Genomic DNA, 19,707 nt, shown 5'->3' with positions numbered 1-19,707 from the left:
CCGGACAATCACACCGGATCGAATGCTGAGATCTTCCAGGTGTCATCAGCTTTGGTCAATGTGACGCGCACGCTACTGGCTGTCAGTGCGGGATCGGGTTTATCGGTGCTGGTGGTCGTCTGATTGATGAATACCAGCACGGTTGCCGAACTCTCGCTGATGTCGGAGACCGCCGATCTGACAACCTCGGCCTGAGTGTCCACGGCGTTCTCCTGCGCGGCCGGTGCGACGACCTTCTCGGTGAATTCGGTGTAGTACGCCAGGAACTCGCCGGACAAATGCGTTTTGGCCGCGGCGAGATCGTCGGTCAGGGTGTCCGGCGAATACGAGAGCAGCGCGACCGTGCCGGAGTTTGCGGCCGTCATGGCGGATTCCTTTGCGCCGGAGTCGGTGTGATTGTCCGGTGCATACAGGAAGTAGTAGGTGGCCGCGACCGTGACCAGTGAGGCGGCAACAAGCGAAGCGGCCGCCACGGTGCCGAACAGGCGTCCACGAGCCGAGGCGGGCATCGATTCTTGCGCTGGTGCATCCACCTCGGTGGCATCCCCACTGCCTTGTTTCTTGGTGAGAGTCACTGCGGGCGTGGATTCGCTCATGGTACGAACTCGACTTTCGACATCTTCAGTTCTCCGTCAACTCTGGTCACGGTCACGCTGAGCCGCCACGCCCGGGATTCCTGTTCAGCACCTGCCGCATTGGTGACCTCGGAGGTGGCGGCCACCAGGACAACCGCCGAATCCTCGGACATGGACTCGACGGCAGAGGCGTTTACCTGACCTTTGGTGGTCACCTGTGATTGCTCGACGACGCTGGTGAAATCGCCTGATCGGCTTTGGAACTCGGTGAAGAATGCGCCGGTCGAATTGTCCAGGACCCGTTGCACATCGGCAGCAGCCCGATTGAAGTCGAGTGATGTCAGGGTGACAACGCCCTGGCGCGCTGCCGCATCGAATTCCGCTTCGAGTTCTTGTGTTTCGGTGACGTCGCGGTGTTGCCAGACCAGATATCCGCTCGTGCCCAGTGCTGCGACGATCACCACCGCGGCAAGCGCGAGGGCGATCGTCCGTCTGCCCGGCCGGCGCAGTCGGGCCCACCGTGGGCGCGGCGGCTGGTCCCCTGATTCTGCCGGGGATGGATCGGATGACTCGCTGAGTGGTTCGTCGGAGTCTTCGCCGAGTACCATCTCCTGTCCGTCAACATCTTCGGCCACTTCGGTCGCGGACGGAATGTCACCGGAGCCGGTCGCAGCTTCATCTGCCGCTTCGGTATCGGTTGGTGGTGATTGCGATCGGAGTCGCAGTTGGGCAGCTCGTGCCCGGGCTCGAGCTGCTACCGCGCTGGCCTCGGCGGCCTCGGCCAGCGCTTCGGCTTCGAGGACTGCCAGATCGGTGGTGTCGACTTTGGTCATCGTGCCCTCCAGGCGCCCCCCGGCGCATCACTTGCAGGCCGTTCTGGTCGCAAGAAAATTCTATCGTGCTAGCGACGCTAGCACTTTCGGCGAATCGCCATGCCGAAATCGATAGTCCGACCGCGGTCAGGCGGCCGACACCGTGGCGCGACTGTGGAACACCTCGGGATGGTCGGCGATGCCGGCGGGTATGGCGGCAGCGGCCAGGGCATGAGACTTGAACGCCTGTGCAGCGAAGCTCAATTGGTGAACGACGGAGGTGTTGTTGATGTCGGAGTCGAGCGGCCAGGAATCACCCCAGAAAGACACGTCAACGGTGCCGCTGGCGAGCGCCCTCACGACACCGCCCTGCACGCGGTCGTCGCTCTTGAAGAGGTCGGTGGCAATGGCGATTGCCTGAGGTATGCGGCCGAAACCCTCGGTGGCAAGGGCATTTTCGAGGTCTGCGACATCTGCGCCGAGGATCTGCACCGCCCGCGTATCGCAGTTGTCGGTGAGTATCACGGTGACGTCCCACCCGGCCATCACCCGGTCGTAGACGAGCCCACCGGCATGCTGGACGACGTCGGTGACGCTCCGGCCCACCACATTGAGTTGATATCTCATCGATCTGTCTCCTTGTGGCCGGATGCACTGTGCAGTATGGGTAAAACGGTGTCAACGGCCCGGGAAACCTGTTCTCGGACATCTGAATCCGGAGTGGCCGCCCAATGTCCGAAGCCGCATGTCAGGGCGCCGATCAGCGCGGTGGCGCGGGTCTCCCACACAATCGGGTCGTCGTCGTCACTGTCCGCACCGGTCCAGACGCGCAGAATGGCGGCCAGCGGCGGCACCATCCGCCGGGTGGTCAGGTGCAGATATCGCGACATCTCCCGTTGTGTCGATGCCAGGTGCAGGAGTGCTCGATTCCGTTCGTGTGCATCGACGGTCGCGCCACAGGCGGCCTCGAGAATCGCCTCGCGCAGCGGCATACGTTCGAGATTGGCTGCGAAGCACGTCAAGAGGTCTTCGGTGCCCAATGCGACGGTTTCTGCGAAGAGCCGGTCTTTGCTTCCGTAGTGCCGGTACAGGCTGCGTGGTGACACGCCGGCCAGGGTGGCGATCGCCCCCATCGTCGTTGCCTCGTATCCGTGGATACGGAACGCCTCCAACGCCGCGGCGACAATGGCGCGGCGGGTCTGTTCGGCGCGTTCCTCGGTGGATCGGGGGTGATACCTGGGCAGTTCCGCACTGCTAGGAGTGGCAGAGGTCACATGGCATAGTGTGCCATTGGCAGAGTGTGACACACAAGGGGCAATTTGCGGCGGGAGCCCGCGCGTCGGCGATCAGGTCACTGCAGGGCCGGGAGGGGCGCCGTCACCCGCCCGCGCCTCTGAGATCTCGATGATTGCGTGCGCGGGGCAATCCAGGAGTGCGCGCATGACCTGGTCGCGGTCTTCCGGTGGGACCTCACCGTTGCCGATCAACGACGCGTAGTCCCAGTCGTCGAGCGAAAAGTACTGGGGCGCATGCTTTGCGCACGTGCCGAACCCGTCGCAGATCGTACGGTCGAGCCGAATCTTCACAGCGGGGCTCCGATCTCGACCGCAAACGGCCGCAGGGTGCGATAGGGCGCCTCGGCGCAGGTGGTGCATCGACCGGACCGGTGATCGGCGACGGCATCCTGGAACCCGGACAGGACCGTGGCGGCGACATTGGTGGCGGCGTCCAGCGTTGCGCACGCGCCGCGGCCTCTCAGGACCACGGACCACCGCTCCAGACGCGCGAGGTCATCTGCGTCGGCGATCCCATCACGCAGCCCGTTGAGCACGGCTGCCATGGCTGCGGTGCCGTTGAAGCACGATCCGCACTGACCGGCATTTTCGCGGTCGAAATAGCTCATCACCGATGCGCCGACCGCCACCGGACATTCATCGGTGATCAGTGAGATGGCGCCGCAACCGAGCCCACCGCCCAGCGACCGGATGCTCTCGTGGTCGAGGGTGCCGGTGAGGACATCCCGGCCGAGCAGCCCGCCGAAATACCCGCCCATGAGGATGCCTCGAACGTCCTCGGGTGACACACCGTGCAGCGCGAGCAGATCCGTGAGCGGCAAACCGTGCGGGATCTCGTACAGGACAGGAGGTTTACCCGCGCCGGTGACCGTGGCCAGGAATGTACCGGGCGACAACGTGGTCCCACGGGACCGGAATGCCCCGGCGCCATGGCGGGCGATGTACGGAATGTGTGCCAGCGTCTCGACATTGCTGACCAGCGTCGGCATCCCGGCAACACCCTGCTCGAACGGCCGCGGAGGCTTGTCGCTGGGCTTGGCCGGACCACCGTTGATCGCCCGGATCGCGGCGGTCTCTTCGCCGCTGACATATCCGGCTCCGACCACCAGCACCGACAGTTCGAGGTTGCCGAGAATCTCGGCGGCATCGCTCACCGCGGTTTCGATGGCCGACGCGGACTCGGCGTCGGAGACATAGACGTGGCCCCGGCGGGCGCCGACGGCGGCGGCCGCCAGCCGGAGACCGTCGAGAACCAGGTGGGGGCGGTGCCGCATCAGCCACCGGTCCTTCACCGAAGCGGGTTCTCCCTCTTCGCCGTTGGCGACGACGATGGCCCCGTCCGCACGCACTCCGTGTGCGGCCACAGACCGCAACTTGATCCCCAGCGGGAACCCGGCACCACCGCGTCCGCGAAGTCCGGAGTCGTCCACCTCCCGCAGCAACCGGTCGGGAGTCTCGAGGGGCGCATATCCGCCGCCCAGGCGGTAGTCGGCAAGATCCTCGACGTGACGATCTGTGTGCACCAGCCTCGGGGTGGTCCCAGGCATGGAAGCGACGTCGACGGGCACGGGCCGGTCGGTAGCCGCTTTCGTTGGGGCGGTACTCATTTCCCTCGATTCTCCAGGCCGCGTCGGGATGATCCTCGCCGGATACGGAGTTGCCCGGTTAGGCTCACCCCCATGAGAACGGCGGTGTTGCGGATCAACGTTGATCCCGAGGGTGTACTGGACGGACAGCGGTTATCGGCGGGCATGGCTGCGCTCCGCTCGGAGGCTGCGCACCTGGGCGCAGAACTGATCGACGTGAATCTCGCGCTGGCACCTGCCGGTCGCCGTGAGATCGAACTGTTGATGACGGGGGACAACCCGGACGTCCTGCATGGGCGGGGGCTCGATCTGTGCGAGAGTGTCTTTGGTGTGGTTCCGCTTGCCGGAGTGGTGACCTTCATCAGCCGGGGGACCGATGACGACGCGCACGGTGTGCTCGCCGGATTCGGACTGACCGCGGATATCGTGCGGACGGCCGGACCGGACGGCTGGGATGTGGTGGTTGTCTCCATCGCCGAGGCCGATCTCGATCGGGTTCCGGAAAGCCGTATCCACACCGCGCTGGAGGCGTCCCTCAATTGCGAGGTCTGGATTCGCGCGGTGTGAACGCGCCACGTCGTCTCGAGTCATGTGTCCGCCAGGAACTTCAGGATGTCGGGAGCGGCCTGGACCCAGGTGTCGAACATGTTGAAGCCGTTAGACCTACCTGATGCGCGGTCCTCCATCGCACGTTCCCAGGCATCCTCGGGCCAGGGCGGGTCGATCAGGGTGCTGCCGCGGATCAGGCAACTGACCTCCAGTGATGTGCGCTTGGGATGATCGAGGTCGTTTTCTCCGCCCCGGATGATGAGGGTGGGGACCGTGATTCGGTCGAACAGTTCGTCTTCGACACCGGGGATCGTCTGGCCCGGTTTGGGGACATAGCTGCCGAGCCACCGGAGCGATAGTTTCACGAACTCGTCCGGGTCGAGATCGAGCAGGCGCTGCTTGTTGGCCGGATTCTCGTCTATCCGCTCGCGCCATTCGCGGAGCCGTAGCAGCCCCTCGGTGCCGAGCCCTCTGACGGCCTGCAAGCTCGGAAGTACGTAGTGCGCACCCAGATTGAACGTTCCGTAGATGCCGCCGACGATGTTCCACAGGACCAATGTGCGCACGAGCTCCGGGTAGAGGATGGTCAGCAACATCGAGTCCCGGGCACCACCGGATCCGCCGGCCACGATGCACGGTCCGCGGCCGAGTCCGCGGAGCAGCTTCGCGAGTGTCTCGGCGCGCATGTGGGATTCGGACCGGCCATAGAACTGGACGTCGGAAGCCCCGCAGTTGGGGCGGTCCCACAACAGGACCGAGTATCCGCCGTCGACCAGGGCCTGTGCCAACGGCCGCAGGCCCGGAATGTCTTTGCCAAATCGGCCGCCGGGGGTCAGAACGATGAGTTCATCTGACGTGCCGAGGATTTCGTAGACGACGTTGCCACCGTTGATCTCCATGGTACTGCTCTGCGGACTGATCAATGGTTCTCCTGCGCTCATGCGGTGACCAGGACCTCGTCGCCGACCACCCGCACCGGGTACGTACGGATACTCCACTCCGGCTTCACCGCGGTTGTCCCGGTGGATAATTCGAAGCCCCACTGGTGCCAGGGACAGTAGATGAACTCCATGTCCCGGACCATCACCGCGTCGCCGGGCACACTGTCGTCGACGATGGTTCGCCCGCGGGCCCGCCCCGAACACAGCGGCCCGCCCTCGTGTGGGCAGTAGTTGGCGATCGCGTAGAACGTGCCGCCCACGTTGTAGACACCAACACCGTGGCGCCCGATCGGGACGACTTTTGATGAGCCGGGCGGAATCTCGGTCACCGCGGCGACCACGTGTTCACGTCCCTGGGCGAGCCGGGGCGATGGGGCGTTCTCTGGCGTTGTCTCGTCCGTCATCTCAGTGCACCCGGACCTGATCTTTGAGGGCCGGAACGAATTCGGGCAGGTGATAGGTCTCGATGCCGTTGCGGAACATGACAGCTTCGCGTGCGTGCCGGGGAAGATGCTTGACCAGCCAGCGCGGATCGTCGAACGTCCAGTGCGGATAGTCCGACGAGAACAGCAGGATCTTGTCGGCCTCCATCCACTCGAATGCGCGGGTCAGCTCGGTCTTGTCCTCCGGATAGTCCAGCGGCTGGGTCGTGAACCTGATGTGCTCCTTCACGTACTCCGACGGCTTGCGCTTGATCGACACAAAAGATTTGCGGGCTTCGTAGATGGCGTCCATCCGCCACATCAACGGCAGGATCCAGGTGAACGCGTGCTCGACGAACACCACCCGCAGCGCCGGGAATCGGTCGAAGACACCGTCGAAGATCAGGCTCATGATCTGGTTGGCGGCCAGCAGCGAGTAGGTGACCATGAAGTCGTGGTTGTAACTGGGGAACCCGACCGGCGGCATGGGCATGGTCTCGAACGCACCGCGGCTCAGGTGGCAGCTGACCGGGAGGTCATGCTTGACCGCGCTCGCCCACAGCGAGTCGTTGGCCGGGTCGCCCCAGGCCGGTCGCGGCTCGGCCTTGATGAGGATCTGGGACATGTACTCGTGGCCTGCCCACTTCTCGATCTCCGCGGCCACACCGGCGGGATCGTCGATGGCGACGCAGATGGAACCGCGCCAGCGCTGATGCCAGTTGTTGTGGGGGTCGAGCCAGTGGGCCGCGAGCCAGCTGTTGACGCCGGCGGCGAGAGCTTGTGTGGCCTCGGGGAGCCGTGTCGCCTTGACAGTCGGTTCCAGGATTGCGATGTCTGAACCGGCGTCGATGATCAGCTGTCGGAACGCGAGTTCCGGGTCGCTGCCCGGGAACTCGCCGTCGGTGGGGAACGAATCGACCCGCATCGCGTAGGAGTGCGCATAGTCGGGTGCGTCGTAGACGATCGTGTCCCCGACCCGGTGACTGAGGAAGTACTGACTCCGGTACGGCTCGGGTATGTGGTCGACGAGTTCGCCCCGCCGCGGGACCGGGTGGACATCGGAATCGACAACCCGGACCGGGATCATCTCGGTGTCGGGTGTGCGTTCGTGAACTTCGGTGGTGGTCATTGTTTTTCCCTTCACGCCGGCCCGGGGGTCGCCAGCCCGGCCGCGACGTCGATGCCGTAGATCGCGGCGGCATTGCGCCAACAGAGCTTGTCGCGTTGCCCGGGGCTCAGTGAGTCCGGCAACGTGGCGGGTGAATTGCAGTGCCAATGTGGATAACTCGAACCGAACATCACCATGTCGTCCTTGCCGGTGAAGCCCAGCCACTGGCCGGCGAAGTCGGTGTTGCCGGGGCCGTCGATGCTGCTCTGGACGAAGTAGACGTGGTCGGGCAGATAGTCGCTGGGGATCCGGGGTGCCCACGGAGTCTGTTCCAGGTGCGGGCGGCCGAAGGTGTCCATGCGCCAGATGAACGGCGTCAGCAGGTCTGCGCCACCATCGGCCCAGACGAACTTCAGCGTCGGGATCCGCTCGAAGACACCTTCGGCGATCATGTTCATCAGGTGATAGATGTAATTCAGATCCATGAACCCGAGGTATTGCTCATAGGTCCGTGCGTGCCCCGACGGGGTGGGAGGGAATGCGATGCTCTCACCGGTCTCGATGTGTACTGCCACCGGGAGGTTCGCGTCCGCGGCGGCCTCCCAGATCGGCCAGAACTGAGGTTTGCCGTACAGCTCGCGTGACTGGAGGGGGATACCGATCTGGACCACCCGTGGATGGCTGCGCCAGCGCTCGATCTCTCGCAGGGCACCGGTGACGTCTTCGGGATTGATCCGGATTGTTCCGCGGAAGCGATCACCGTACTCCGCCGATTCCAGCCAGCGCGACACCATCATCTCGTTGTGCGCGGCCAGGACGGCACTGGTGAGATGGCGGTCGGGAAGGATGCCACGGGTCATCGGGTGCAGGATCGCCACGTCGATTCCGCGGTCGGCGAACAGGTGCTGCGCGACCAGTGCCGGATCCGAGCCCGGGTATCCCTTGTCTGGGCCGCGGGTACCCGGCGCGTACTCACCGCCCGGTGCGCCATACCAATCCATCTCGACGTCGGGGATGCCGCGACTCTTGAACGGTTCGCGTAGATGGTTGCGCATGTCTTTGTTCGACGTGAAGAAGATGTGCACACTGGTGTCGATGACCGGTGTGGTGGTGCCGTCTGGATGTGTCCTCATCGGCTGGCCTCCTGGTGATGGGGCTGGGACCTCGGGTGTTCGGGCACGGGTCAGCGATCGATGTCGCCGGCAGTGCGGCGCGGGGTGACGGGTGCCGCGAGTTCTTTTTCGGCACAGAGCTTTTGCAGTCTTTTGAGAGTCTCGTCCAGGCCTGGGCCCAACTTGGGGCCGGGCGTGAATGTGGCGGGCAGATGGCGCATGCCCTGGATGACGCCGATGGTGTCGTAATGGACGGCGGCGTCGGGGTCGCAACGATAGTCGGGCATGCGGTCGAGTACGGCGATGAGCATCGATTTGAAAACAGTTCGTGCGACATTTGATCCGATGCAGCGATGGATTCCGAGGCCGAAGCTGTAGTGCCGGTTGGCCCCGCGGTCGAGCTGAATGCTGTTGGGCTCGTTGAAGACATCAGGATCACGGTTGGCCATCGCCCACGAAATCCACAGCCGTTCACCCTCTTTCAGGTCTGTACCGGAATAGGTACAGTCTGACGAGATGGTCCGCCCGTCACCGGGAGCCGGCGTGAAGTAGCGAAGGAACTCCTCGGTTGCCGAGTTGAGTAGGTCGTCCCGGTCCTCGCTGAGCCGGGTGCGCTCGTCCGGGTTTTCCGAAAGCCATTCAAGTGCGTGCGCGGTGAGCGCCGTAGTGGTGTCGAAGCCGCCGCCGATGATGAGGCCCAGCATGCCGAGGACTTCGAGGTCCGGCGCCGGCTGCCCGTCGATTCGCATGTCGACCAGCGCCTGGATCAGGCCAGGTCGGGGCTGTTCACGTATCTCCGCCACGTTCGACATCAGGTCGAGGCCCATCTCCTGATACTGCTCGTGCACCCGGGCGTATTCAGGGGTGTTGGCGGGCGTGTACACGGAGGCGTGCACCGGTTCGCAGTAGATGGACCACTTGTCGAGCGAGACCCCGAGCATCGCCAGCGTCAGCACGGCAGGTACCACGTTCGCCAGGTCGTCGACGAAATCGATTGTGCCGGTTTCGATTCTCTCGTCGATACTTGCGTTGACCACTTCGTTGATGAAGGGCTCCCACCGTTTCACCGCGGCCGGTGACAGGTACGGGTTGAGAACCTGGCGGTAGTGATGGTGTTCGGGTTCATCCATTTCCAGCATGCCACCGCGTGCGATCAGTTCATGCTCCGGTATAGGGATGCTGATTCCCCTGTACCCCTTGCGGACTCCGTTGAGATCGTTGTCGTTCGATACAAAGGGTGAACGCGCCAGTTCGAAGACCTCGTTGTTCCCCGCGGCCACCCAGTGTCCGTCGTAGGTCTCAGTCCAGGCGAGGGGACACTTCTGATGCATCTCGGAGGTGATCGATTCGAACTGGTGTCGATACTCGGGTGTGTGGCGATCGAAGTGCAGGCCTTTGCGCGCCGCGTGGTCGTCGGTGGATTGTTCGGTGGTCACGGTTGAGGTGTCCTTCCTTCCGTCACAGTGGTGAAAGTTTGGTGGGCTGACCCGGTTGGGAACTCGTCGTCGATAAGCCTCAAGAAAAGTTCCCTTTCGCCGATTCAATCGACTTCTCGTAGCTCTGGACTGTACGCCTCGGTAACTTTTATCGACGGGCCTCGGGCCGAAGTTACCCCGGTATTCGGAACGTTAATTCATGCCAGAAGAACGATCTTGCGGTTTGTGAGAATGCTACTCTACGGTCGATTCGGCAACAAGGTTTCTGGTCATCTGAGACCGGCTGGGCAGGGGTGCGTGAGTTCGTCCGAAACCGCTGATTGCGAAACCGGTATTGGGACACCCGTACTGAAATTTCACACGATGTGAGGCCGTGCTGTTCGACCGCGATAGGTCTCGAGGCCAATGGTAGGAGAGTCGACGATGCGGTATATCCCGGAGGACAAGCGAGCCCGATATGCGGCGGAAGGATGGTGGAGCGGTGAATCGATCGGGCAGATTCTCGACGCCGGACTCGCCGAGGTGCGAGACCTTCGGTTCTGTGTGCACTCGGAGATCTCGCCGTGGACGGGGACCTACGCCGACGTCGAGGACGTCGCTCGCCGGCTTGCGACAGGCCTTCGCTCCCGCGGTGTGAAGCCGGGTGATGTGGTGGCATTCCAATTGCCGAACTGGATGGAGGCGGCGGCGACCTTCTGGGCATCGAGCCTGATCGGCGCGGTGGTGGTGCCGATAGTCCACATATACGGGCGTCGCGAAGTCGTACACATTCTCGCGGTGTCGAAGCCTGCCGCATTCATCACAGCCGAACGCTTCGGTCGCCTTGTCCATGACCCCGAGGTCTGCGCCGACGTTCCCATTGTCGGCGTGGTCGGCCGTGATTTTGATGATCTGCTGGGCGCGGAGCCGATGGCTGGGGCAGTTCCGGTGGATCCGGATGGGCCGGCCCTCATCGCTTTCACCTCCGGTACCACCAGTGCGCCCAAGGGGGTTGTCCACACCCATCAGACACTCGGGTGTGAGACACGTCAGTTGGCGGCGCAGAACGCTCAGGACGCGGGCTGCCAGCTGACAGCAACGCCCGTGGGCCATTTCATCGGCATGGTCGGCGCCCTGCTCATCCCGGTGCTCAATCGGAAGCCGGTCAATCTCATGGACGTCTGGGATCCTGGTCACGCACTGAGGTTGATGTTGCGCGACGGACTGTCGGTCGGCGGTGGACCGCCGTACTTCGTGACCAGCCTGCTCGACCATCCCGACTTCTCCGCGGAACACCTGTCCCATGTTCGATGTGTGGGTCTCGGTGGTGCCGCGGTCTCGCCGAGTCTCACGCAGAGGCTCGCTGACCTGGGAATAGTTGCCTTTCGTGCGTACGGGAGCACCGAGCATCCGTCCATCACGGGCTCACCGTTCGACGCTCCGGAGCGGCACCGACTGCTGACCGACGGCCGTCCGATGCCCGGCGTCGAGATCCGGCTGGCCGACGATGGCGAAATCCTCAGTCGCGGTCCCGACCTGTTCCTGGGATACACCGACGACGTGTTGACGGCCGCAGCATTCGACGACGAAGGGTGGTACCGGACGGGCGATGTGGGTCTGATCGATTCCGACGGATGCCTCACCATCACGGACCGGAAGGCGGACATCATCATCCGGGGTGGTGAGAACATCAGTGCCCTCGAGCTCGAAGAGGTGCTGTTGCAGATGCCCGCGGTGGCGGAGGCGGCGGTGCTCGCGGTGCGCGATCCCCGTCTCGGCGAGCGGGCGGCGGCTGTCATTCGGATTCGCGACGGGTATGAACTCCCGACATTGGAAAACGTTCGTATGCATTTCCAGGAAATGCGGGTTGTAAAACATAAATGGCCTGAACTGATTGTCGAGATGAATGATCTTCCGAGGACTCCGAGTGGGAAAGTGCAAAAGCACTTGATTCGGCGCCAGAATCTATTCTCGCCACAGCAAACCTATTGATATTCCGACCTTATCGGCGCCCCGTTGTCGCCGATGAATTGAAAGGAAAGACTCGTGTCTGACATTGATGATGGCCACCCGGTCGGTGAGCGCGCCCCCGGGGAGGAAACAGTGTCGTTCGACCGTGAGGTCGATGTACTCGTCCTGGGCACCGGTGCGGCCGGGATGACGGCCGCGCTGTCCGCGGTGCATGCCGGTGCGGACGTGGCGATCTACGACAAGGCGGCAACCGTCGGGGGCACCAGTGCCGTCTCGGGCGGGATCGCCTGGATCCCCGCGCATCATCGCAGCCCCGACGGCGAGTTGAGCGTCGAGGATGCGCTGAGCTACCTCCGGGCGCAGTCGCTGGACTCGATGGATGACGCCCTCGTAGAGGATTTTGTCCGAACCGGCGAGGCGACGATCGACTTCGTGGAGGCGCACAGTGCGCTCCGTTTCGAGATCGCGGAAGGGTTCCCGGACTACAAGCCCGAGCTGCCCGGCGGCCGGCCCTCGGGTGGCCGATCACTGAGTCCGATCCCGTTTGATCTCAACCGGCTGGGGGAGTGGAGGAATCGGATCACCACCTTCCCCGCCGACTGGAGCAACGTCGGTTTCGACGCGGAGACCAGGGCCAGACTCAACGCATCGGTGGATATCTCGGCTGACTCCGATGTCTGCGTGGCGGGTGCGGCGCTGATCGGTGGCCTCCTCCGGGGGCTACTGGATGCCGGGGTGGTCCCCGAGACCGGCGCACAGGCCCGCCGCCTCATCACGGAGGCAGGCCGTGTTGTCGGAGCCCATATGACCAAGGGGGGCAATGATTTCGCCGTCAGGGCGCGAGGCGGCGTCATCCTGGCCACCGGTGGCTTCGAATGGGACGAGGCGTTGGTGAAGACCTACCTGCGCGGACCGATGCACGGCCCGGTGTCCCCGCCCAACGGCACCGGCGACGGCCTTCGGATGGCGATGGCGCTCGGCGCCGATCTCGGCAACATGAGCGAGGCTTGGTGGGTGCCGATCGTGCGGATCCCAGGTGACACGATCGAGGGCAGGCCGCGCAGCCGAAGTGTGCGACTCGAGCGCACGCGTCCACGCAGTATCATGGTGAATCGGGCCGGTAAACGGTTTGTCAACGAGGCGTCAGAATATAATTCAATGGCCGGTGCATTTCATTATCTGGACCCCAAGGGTGGTTACGTCAATGATCCGGGTTGGATTGTTTTCGACGCGTTGCATCTCAAGAGGTTCGGCTTTCTGGGAGTTGATCCGCGTGATTCGGTGCCTGAATGGTTTTCGGAATCGCGGGATTTGCGTGAACTCGCGCACAGGGTGGGAATTGATTCCGACGGCCTCGAAGGAACAATTGTGGAGTGGAATCGCAATGTCGCCGCGGAGATCGATCCGGAATTCGGTCGCGGCGCCAGCGCCTATGACGGATGGTGGGGCGACGAGACCGCTCCGACGTTGGCCGGACGGACTCTCGGTCCGCTGGACACCGGTCCCTTCTACGCGGTTCCGGTGACTGTTGGTGCGATGGGTACCAAGGGTGGGCCGCGGACCGATCGGGATGCGCGGGTCATGCATGTCGATGGCGCGGTGATCGACGGTCTGTTTGCTGTCGGCAACGCCATGGCCGGCGTGACAGGACGCGCATACGGAGGAGCGGGTGGCACGATCGGCCCGGCCATGGTCTGGGGTTTTCGTGCAGGTCACAGGGCGGCCACCGGCACGTCGCTGTAACCTTCGGGAGCCGGGTTCGTCGCCTTTCGGAGGCGTCGCGTACGGCGCGGCGTTCGGGGTCTTGATAATCTCGCCCCCAGGCACACCCCCGCCGGCGCTGTATGTGCTCGGCGGGTGGCGGTGGCGCCTGAGTGTGAAGTCGGAGGTGGCAGTGGCCGTCAAGGGGCCGTCGAGGCCGACAAAAGCCGATGTTGCCCGCCTGGCCAAGGTCTCACCGGCGACGGTCAGTTATGTCCTCAACAACGTCACAGGTCAGAAGATCTCCGCTCAGACCCAGGCAGCGGTACGCAGTGCCGCCGAGACACTTGGCTACCGACCGAATCTGGCGGCACGCAATCTGGCGGTCGGTGGCAGCGGTGTTGTGCTCTACGTCCTGCCCCGGATGGCGCTCAGTGAGTTGCCGATCGAGGTCGGCAGTCGACTGACAGCGGCACTGGCCAAGCACGGTGTGGTCGTCTCCTTGCAGTTCGAGACGAAAGATCCGGCGAGCATGACCGGTGCGATCGCAAACTTGAACCCGATCGCCGTGACCAGTATCTTTCCGCTCGCCGCCGAGCCACGCGCGGTTGTCGACGCGGCCGGTATCCGGCACATCGACGTGGTCAGTGCCCACCTCGACGGTTTCGACTCTCTGAACTTGTCGGTTGGTGAGCTGGTCGTGAATCACCTGGTGGCCAAAGGTCACACCAAGCTGGCGTTCGCCGGGATCGACGTGCCCAAGCAGTTGGCGTTGAACGGCTTTCGGCGTGCCGGCGTACGCGCCGCCGCGCTCGAGCGGGGACTTCCCGAGATCCCGGCCGGGTCGTTCGAGCCCAGTGGTGCCGACGCGGCCCCAATCGTCACCGACTGGGTGCGGCAGGGTGTGACCGCGGTGTACGCCGCGAGCGACGATGCCGCGTTTGTGGTGCTCCACGGGATGCGTGAAGCGGGACTGCGGTGCCCGCAGGACCTCGCTGTCATCGGCGGGGAGGCCAGTCCCCTCGGGCCGGTGAGCAATCCGCCGCTCACCACCGTGAAGATCCATGCCGGCGCGATCGTCGACGCCGCGGTGGTCGCGATGATGCGCGAGCTCGGATATCAGCCGGATGAGGACCCCAGCAGCGCGAACGTCTTCGAGCTGATCCAGCGTCAATCGACCTGATCGTCGCTGGTCAGGACGCTCCGACGCCGTCAAGAGAACTAACTGTGGAATTTTCGTGACGCGAGTCACTTACGCGTGTAAGCTCCTACTCAGTCGAAAATAGTCTTGCGGCAAATTGAAATGCCCGGAGCAGCGAATAGCCGTAAATAGGGAAGCTGCTCCCGGGAGATCGACCGTGTTCATAAATCAGCCACCTTTTGTTCTGAAGAGTGGTTTGCGAAGCGTGCCGACGCCTGCGTTAACGGCACAGAGGGAGGGGCAATCCGGTGACGGTGAGTGCGAATAGTGATGTGCATTTCGACCCATACGATGTGGAATTGAATGCCGATCCTTATCCGATGTTTCGGCGGCTCAGAGAAGAGTCGCCGCTGTATTACAACAACGAACACGACTTCTATGTACTCAGTCGCTATGCCGACGTCAATGGTGCTCTCACCGACCCGAAGACCTTCAGCTCTGCCCGGGGTGCGATTCTTGAGCTGATCAGGGCGAACATCCCGATTCCGCCAGGCGTTCTGATCTTCGAGGATCCGCCGATCCACACGGTTCACCGCAAGCTCCTCGCGCGAATGTTCACTCCGCGCAAGATTTTGGATCTCGAGCCCAAGATCCGCGAGTTCTGCGCCCGCAGCCTCGATCCGCTTGTCGGAACCGGGAAGTTCGACTTTGTTGCCGACCTCGGAGCCCAGATGCCGATGCGGACCATCGGCATGCTGATCGGGATCCCGGAGAAGGACCAGGAAGCCATCAGGGACCACACGAACGCTCAGATGCGCACCGAGGCAGGCAAACCGATGAAGGCCGCAGAGGAAGGCCTGGACACCGGAGAGATATTTGCCGAATACATCGATTGGCGTGCGGAGAATCCGTCCGACGACATCATGACGGAACTGCTCAACGTCGAGTTCACGGACGAGACGGGCGAAGTCCGAAAGCTGACCCGCGGGGAGTTGCTCACCTACGTCAACGTCGTTGCCGGGGCCGGGAACGAGACCACCACCCGCTTGATTGGGTGGGCCGGCAAGGTGCTCGCGGAGCATCCGGACCAGCGTCGAGAGCTGGCGGAAGACAATACCTTGATTCCCAAGGCCATTGAGGAGCTGCTCCGCTTCGAACCGCCGGCACCGCACGCGTCCCGATACGTTACTCGTGACGTCGAGTATTACGGTCAGACCGTGCCGGAGGGTAGCGTCATGACGCTGCTTCTCGGCTCGGCCAATCGCGATGATCGGCAGTTTCCACCCGATGGAGACGTATTCGACATCCATCGCGAATCGCGTCCGCACGTTGCTTTCAGCGTCGGAGCACACTTCTGCCTGGGTGCCGCGCTGGCTCGCCTCGAAGGCCGAATCGCACTCGAAGAAGTCCTCAAACGCTTTCCGGAGTGGGACGTGGACCTCGGGGCGGCGACATTGTCGCCGACGTCGACCGTTCGGGGCTGGGAATCAATGCCCGCCGTGACCCGCTGAGGGCGCAGTGTCGAACCGACCACACTGGAGATGACAAGTGCCAGAACATGAGAGCGTCTGGATCGACCTGCAGGGTGTCGCTTTCGAACAGGGATACCTGACGATAGGTGGCATCCGGACGCGCTACCTGCACGCCGGTGACCACAGCAAGCCGGTCCTTGTGCTGCTCCACGGATCCGGCGGCCACGCCGAAGCCTATGTGCGCAACCTGGAGTCGCACGCCGAGCACTTCTCGACCTGGTCGATCGACATGCTCGGACACGGCTATACCGGAAAACCGGGCCACCCTCTCGAAATCCCGCACTACGTAGACCATTTCCTGCAGTTCCTCGATGCGATCGGCGCCGAGCGGGCCAGCCTCAGCGGCGAGTCCCTCGGTGGCTGGGTGGCCGCCCGCGCCGCCGCGGACAATCCCGACCGGATCAACCGGTTGGTGCTGAACACCGCCGGTGGATCACAGGCCGATCCGGTTGTGATGAAACGGATCATCGACCTGTCGATGGCCGCCGCGCAGAATCCGTCGTGGGAGACCGTGCAGGCCCGCATCAAGTGGCTGATGGCCGATGAGTCGAAAGACTACGACGACATCGTCGCCAGTCGGCAGCGGATCTATCGTCAACCGGGGTTCGTCGACGCGATGAGCGACATCATGGCCTTGCAGGACCCGGAAATCAGGGCCCGGAACCTGCTGGGGCCCAGCGAATACGGGAGCATCGAGGCGCCGACGATGGTCCTGTGGACCAGCGATGATCCGACCGCCGACGTCGATGAGGGACGCCGGATCGCATCGATGATCCCGGGCTCTCGCTTCGAGGTGATGACCGGTTGCGGACATTGGCCGCAATACGAGGACGCCAAGACCTTCAACGCGCTCCATCTCGAATTCCTGCTGGGGTGTTGAGGAGTGTCGTCAGCAATCGACGGTGCAGCGATCGAGGGCGACCGGATCGGCCACGCGTCGCAGACACAGCATGTCGATGTGGTGATCGTCGGTGCCGGCCCGGTGGGCCTCACCCTCGCCAACATCCTCGGCCTCCAGAACGTTCGCACACTGGTGGTCGATGAGCGGGAAGCGTTGATCGATTATCCGCGCGGAGTGGGCCTGGACGACGAATCCCTGCGTACGTTCCAGGCGATCGGTCTTGTGCAGCAGGTACTCCCACACACCAGCCCGAACCAGATCTTGCGGTTCGTCGATGCGAAGCGGCGGTTGCTGGCCGAGATAGCGCCCACCGACACGTCTTTCGGATGGCCCAAGCGCAACGCCTTCGTGCAGCCGCTGGTCGATGCGGAGCTCCTCCGCGGACTCGACCGTTTCGACCATGTTCAGGTGGTCTGGAACTCGCCGATGGTCAACGCCCATGACATCGGTGACGACGTAGCGGTCGAACTCTCCGGGGCCGAGGGGCCGCGGTCCGTGACCGCCCGGTATGTCGTCGGATGTGATGGCGGGCGCAGCGCAACACGTCACCTGATGGGGGTGTCGTTCGAGGGGACGACATCGCCGACACGGTGGCTGGTCGTCGATCTGGCGACCGATCCACTCGGACATCCGAATATCGAGGTCGCCGCCGATCCGGCCCGGCCCAACGTCTCGGTGTCGATCGCGCACGGCATCCGCCGATTCGAGTTCATGATCCACGCCGATGAGAGTGACGAGGACGCGCAGCGACCGGAGTTCCTCGCGAAACTCCTTGCGCCACTCGTGCCGTACCCCGACCAACTCGATGTGATCAGGCGCCGGGTGTACACCCATCACTCCAGGATCGCAGGTGCGTTCCGGAAGGGACGGATCCTGCTGGCGGGCGACGCCGCGCATCTGATGCCGGTGTGGCAGGGCCAGGGCTACAACAGCGGGATCCGGGATGCCGCCAATCTGGGCTGGAAGCTTGCGGCGGTGGTGACCGGTCGCGCCGGCGATGCGCTCCTGGACACCTATGACACCGAACGTCGCAGTCACGCCCGGGCGATGATCGACCTGTCGACGATGGTGGGCCGGGTCATTTCGCCGACCAACCGCCGGGTCGCTGCCGCGCGCGACCTGCTCATCCGCGGTGCATCGGTGCTCCCCGCACTGAAGAATTATGTGCTGACGATGCGATTCAAGCCGATGCCTCGTTATGACCGCGGGGCGGTGGTCCATGCCGATCCACGCCCACCACGATCAGCGGTGGGGACTCTGTTCATCCAGCCGCGTATCGATACCCGTGATCAGCGGGATGTCCTGCTCGATGATGTTCTCGGCAACTGGTTTTCGGTTCTGTGCTGGAACAACCATCCACGCACCGTTCTGGGCGACGAACAGTTCGCCTCGTGGAAGGCCCAAGGCGCCACATTCATCACCGCCAGGCCGACGTGCCAGCTCGAATGGACGGGACACGACGATCCCGACGTCATCGTGATCGGAGACACCGGCGGTCAGGTCAAGCGCTGGTTCGACGCGCAGACCGATTCGGTCCTCTTCCTGCGGCCCGATCGTTGCATCGCGGCGGCCTGTGTGGCCCAGCGGGCGCCGGAGATCAGTGCCGCACTCATGGATGTCCTCGGCTCGGGACACGAAGGAAGGGAAGGAGGGGACACTGATGCCGCTGGCTCTCTGCTGCGTGTCGCACAGCCCCCTGCTTGAACTCCCGGGAACGCCACCGGGGCTCGTCGATGAGGTCGAGGCGGCGCTGGAGGAGGCCGCGGCCTTTGTCCGGGACTGGGATCCCGAACTGGTGGTGATCTTTTCGCCCGACCACTACAACGGATTCTTCTACCGTGTGATGCCTCCGTTCTGCATCGGGAACGCTGCCCGCGGCGTCGGGGACTACGGGACGTCGGCTGAACCGCTCGATGTTCCACGCGACCTCGCCGACGCCTGCGCCCGGTCCGTCCTCGAAGCCGGTGTCGACGTCGCGGTTTCGGAATCGATGGATGTCGACCACGGCACCGTCCAGCCACTACAGCGGTTGCTCGGTGACGTACGGGCTCGACCGGTGATCCCGATCTTCGTCAATTCTGTTGCGGCGCCACTGGGTCCGCTGCGCCGCGTGCGGGCATTGGGCACCGCGGTGGGGCGCCATCTGACCGGATTGGACAAGCGGGTTCTCATCGTCGGGTCGGGTGGACTGTCCCATGATCCACCGGTTCCGACGCTGGCCACCGCGAGCGGCAGCGTCCGGGAACGACTGGTCCACGGCGGCAGCCAGACACCGGAGCAACGCGCGTCCCGGCAGAGCGCGGTGATCGAGGCCGCCCAGGACTTCGCCGCCGGCCGCGGGCCGCTGCGGCCGCTGAACCCGGACTGGGACCGGGAGTTCCTGGAGATCATCGACTCAGGCCGGCTCGACCAGTTCGACGGATGGTCGAATACGCGGATCACCAGCGAAGCCGGCAGTTCGGCCCACGAGGTCCGCACCTGGGTGGCCGCCTTTGCCGCGATGTCCACCCAGGGTCCGTACGAGACGCCGGTGCGCTACTACCGTGCCGCGCCGGAACTGATTGCCGGATTCGCGATCCGGTCCGCGCAGCTGACGGTGCCGGACGGCCGCGCATGACAAGAGAACCGATGACCGGAGGGAAGGGC

Annotated in this window: 19 protein-coding genes; 8 read left to right on the top strand and 11 right to left on the bottom strand. The window is 63.8% G+C overall.

The window, feature by feature from the left end; translation table 11 throughout:
• Positions 1–8: 8 nt before the first annotated feature.
• The 6 genes from VIQ49_RS13220 to VIQ49_RS13195 all read right to left on the bottom strand — a co-directional run bounded on the left by VIQ49_RS13220 (position 9) and on the right by VIQ49_RS13195 (position 4,289).
• Entirely contained in the window at positions 9–596 is a 588-nt protein-coding gene (locus tag VIQ49_RS13220; RefSeq protein ID WP_331885254.1) for a twin-arginine translocation pathway signal, read from the bottom strand.
• Positions 593–1,408 (bottom strand): hypothetical protein, encoded by an 816-nt coding sequence (locus VIQ49_RS13215; protein ID WP_331885252.1) that lies wholly within the window; start codon positions 1,406–1,408, stop codon positions 593–595. The genes VIQ49_RS13220 and VIQ49_RS13215 overlap by 4 nt, the downstream gene beginning before the upstream one ends.
• A 126-nt stretch (positions 1,409–1,534) precedes the next feature.
• Positions 1,535–2,014, bottom strand: coding sequence for a hypothetical protein (locus VIQ49_RS13210; RefSeq protein WP_331885250.1), 480 nt, complete (start codon positions 2,012–2,014; stop codon positions 1,535–1,537).
• Positions 2,011–2,661: a TetR/AcrR family transcriptional regulator gene (locus tag VIQ49_RS13205; protein WP_331885248.1), complete on the bottom strand. Its 651-nt coding sequence runs from the start codon at positions 2,659–2,661 to the stop codon at positions 2,011–2,013. The genes VIQ49_RS13210 and VIQ49_RS13205 overlap by 4 nt, the downstream gene beginning before the upstream one ends.
• Before the next feature lie 72 nt (positions 2,662–2,733).
• The gene (locus VIQ49_RS13200; RefSeq protein WP_414731629.1) at positions 2,734–2,973 is read right to left on the bottom strand and encodes a ferredoxin; all 240 of its coding nucleotides are present in this window, start codon (positions 2,971–2,973) and stop codon (positions 2,734–2,736) included.
• Positions 2,970–4,289 carry an NADH-ubiquinone oxidoreductase-F iron-sulfur binding region domain-containing protein gene (locus tag VIQ49_RS13195; protein WP_331885246.1) on the bottom strand — a complete coding sequence of 440 codons (1,320 nt, stop codon included), beginning with the start codon at positions 4,287–4,289 and terminating at the stop codon, positions 2,970–2,972. The genes VIQ49_RS13200 and VIQ49_RS13195 overlap by 4 nt, the downstream gene beginning before the upstream one ends.
• 72 nt (positions 4,290–4,361) lie before the next feature.
• On the opposite strand from VIQ49_RS13195, the gene VIQ49_RS13190 reads away from it, so the two are divergent.
• Positions 4,362–4,835 (top strand): hypothetical protein, encoded by a 474-nt coding sequence (locus tag VIQ49_RS13190; protein ID WP_331885244.1) that lies wholly within the window; start codon positions 4,362–4,364, stop codon positions 4,833–4,835.
• Between the two features lie 20 nt (positions 4,836–4,855).
• Here the strand turns inward: VIQ49_RS13190 and VIQ49_RS13185 are convergent, their stop codons facing one another.
• Genes VIQ49_RS13185 through VIQ49_RS13165 form a run of 5 tightly spaced genes read right to left on the bottom strand, consistent with a single transcriptional unit; the run spans position 4,856 to position 9,836 of the window.
• Positions 4,856–5,758: an alpha/beta hydrolase gene (locus tag VIQ49_RS13185; protein ID WP_331885242.1), complete on the bottom strand. Its 903-nt coding sequence runs from the start codon at positions 5,756–5,758 to the stop codon at positions 4,856–4,858.
• A complete protein-coding gene (locus VIQ49_RS13180) occupies positions 5,755–6,162 on the bottom strand; it encodes a Rieske (2Fe-2S) protein (protein WP_331885240.1) in 408 nt (135 codons plus the stop codon). Before VIQ49_RS13180 ends, VIQ49_RS13185 begins: the two co-directional genes overlap by 4 nt.
• 1 nt (position 6,163) lies before the next feature.
• Positions 6,164–7,309: an amidohydrolase family protein gene (locus tag VIQ49_RS13175; RefSeq protein WP_331885238.1), complete on the bottom strand. Its 1,146-nt coding sequence runs from the start codon at positions 7,307–7,309 to the stop codon at positions 6,164–6,166.
• Between the two features lie 11 nt (positions 7,310–7,320).
• Entirely contained in the window at positions 7,321–8,421 is a 1,101-nt protein-coding gene (locus tag VIQ49_RS13170; RefSeq protein WP_331885236.1) for an amidohydrolase family protein, read from the bottom strand.
• 50 nt (positions 8,422–8,471) lie between these two features.
• Entirely contained in the window at positions 8,472–9,836 is a 1,365-nt protein-coding gene (locus tag VIQ49_RS13165; RefSeq protein ID WP_331885234.1) for a cytochrome P450, read from the bottom strand.
• Positions 9,837–10,259: 423 nt separating this feature from the next.
• Between VIQ49_RS13165 and VIQ49_RS13160 the strand changes: the two genes are divergently transcribed.
• The 7 genes from VIQ49_RS13160 (at position 10,260) to VIQ49_RS13130 (ending at position 19,678) form a co-directional block, all read left to right on the top strand.
• Positions 10,260–11,807, top strand: coding sequence for an AMP-binding protein (locus VIQ49_RS13160; protein WP_331885232.1), 1,548 nt, complete (start codon positions 10,260–10,262; stop codon positions 11,805–11,807).
• Between the two features lie 111 nt (positions 11,808–11,918).
• On the top strand, positions 11,919–13,529 hold the full coding sequence (locus tag VIQ49_RS13155) for an FAD-dependent oxidoreductase (protein ID WP_331885318.1): 1,611 nt from the start codon (positions 11,919–11,921) through the stop codon (positions 13,527–13,529).
• A gap of 151 nt (positions 13,530–13,680) precedes the next feature.
• Positions 13,681–14,670, top strand: coding sequence for a LacI family DNA-binding transcriptional regulator (locus VIQ49_RS13150; RefSeq protein ID WP_331885230.1), 990 nt, complete (start codon positions 13,681–13,683; stop codon positions 14,668–14,670).
• 266 nt (positions 14,671–14,936) lie between these two features.
• On the top strand, positions 14,937–16,139 hold the full coding sequence (locus VIQ49_RS13145; protein ID WP_331885228.1) for a cytochrome P450: 1,203 nt from the start codon (positions 14,937–14,939) through the stop codon (positions 16,137–16,139).
• Between the two features lie 37 nt (positions 16,140–16,176).
• Positions 16,177–17,040, top strand: a complete 864-nt coding sequence (locus tag VIQ49_RS13140; RefSeq protein ID WP_331885226.1) for an alpha/beta hydrolase — start codon at positions 16,177–16,179, stop codon at positions 17,038–17,040.
• 45 nt (positions 17,041–17,085) lie between these two features.
• Entirely contained in the window at positions 17,086–18,765 is a 1,680-nt protein-coding gene (locus tag VIQ49_RS13135; protein ID WP_331885316.1) for a bifunctional 3-(3-hydroxy-phenyl)propionate/3-hydroxycinnamic acid hydroxylase, read from the top strand.
• Positions 18,722–19,678, top strand: coding sequence for a 3-carboxyethylcatechol 2,3-dioxygenase (locus VIQ49_RS13130; RefSeq protein WP_331885224.1), 957 nt, complete (start codon positions 18,722–18,724; stop codon positions 19,676–19,678). Before VIQ49_RS13135 ends, VIQ49_RS13130 begins: the two co-directional genes overlap by 44 nt.
• The last annotated feature ends 29 nt before the right edge of the window (positions 19,679–19,707 follow it).

It is taken from the genome of Williamsia sp. (assembly GCF_036566845.1).
Classification (GTDB): domain Bacteria; phylum Actinomycetota; class Actinomycetes; order Mycobacteriales; family Mycobacteriaceae; genus Williamsia.
This window is presented reverse-complemented; position numbering and strand designations above follow the sequence as displayed.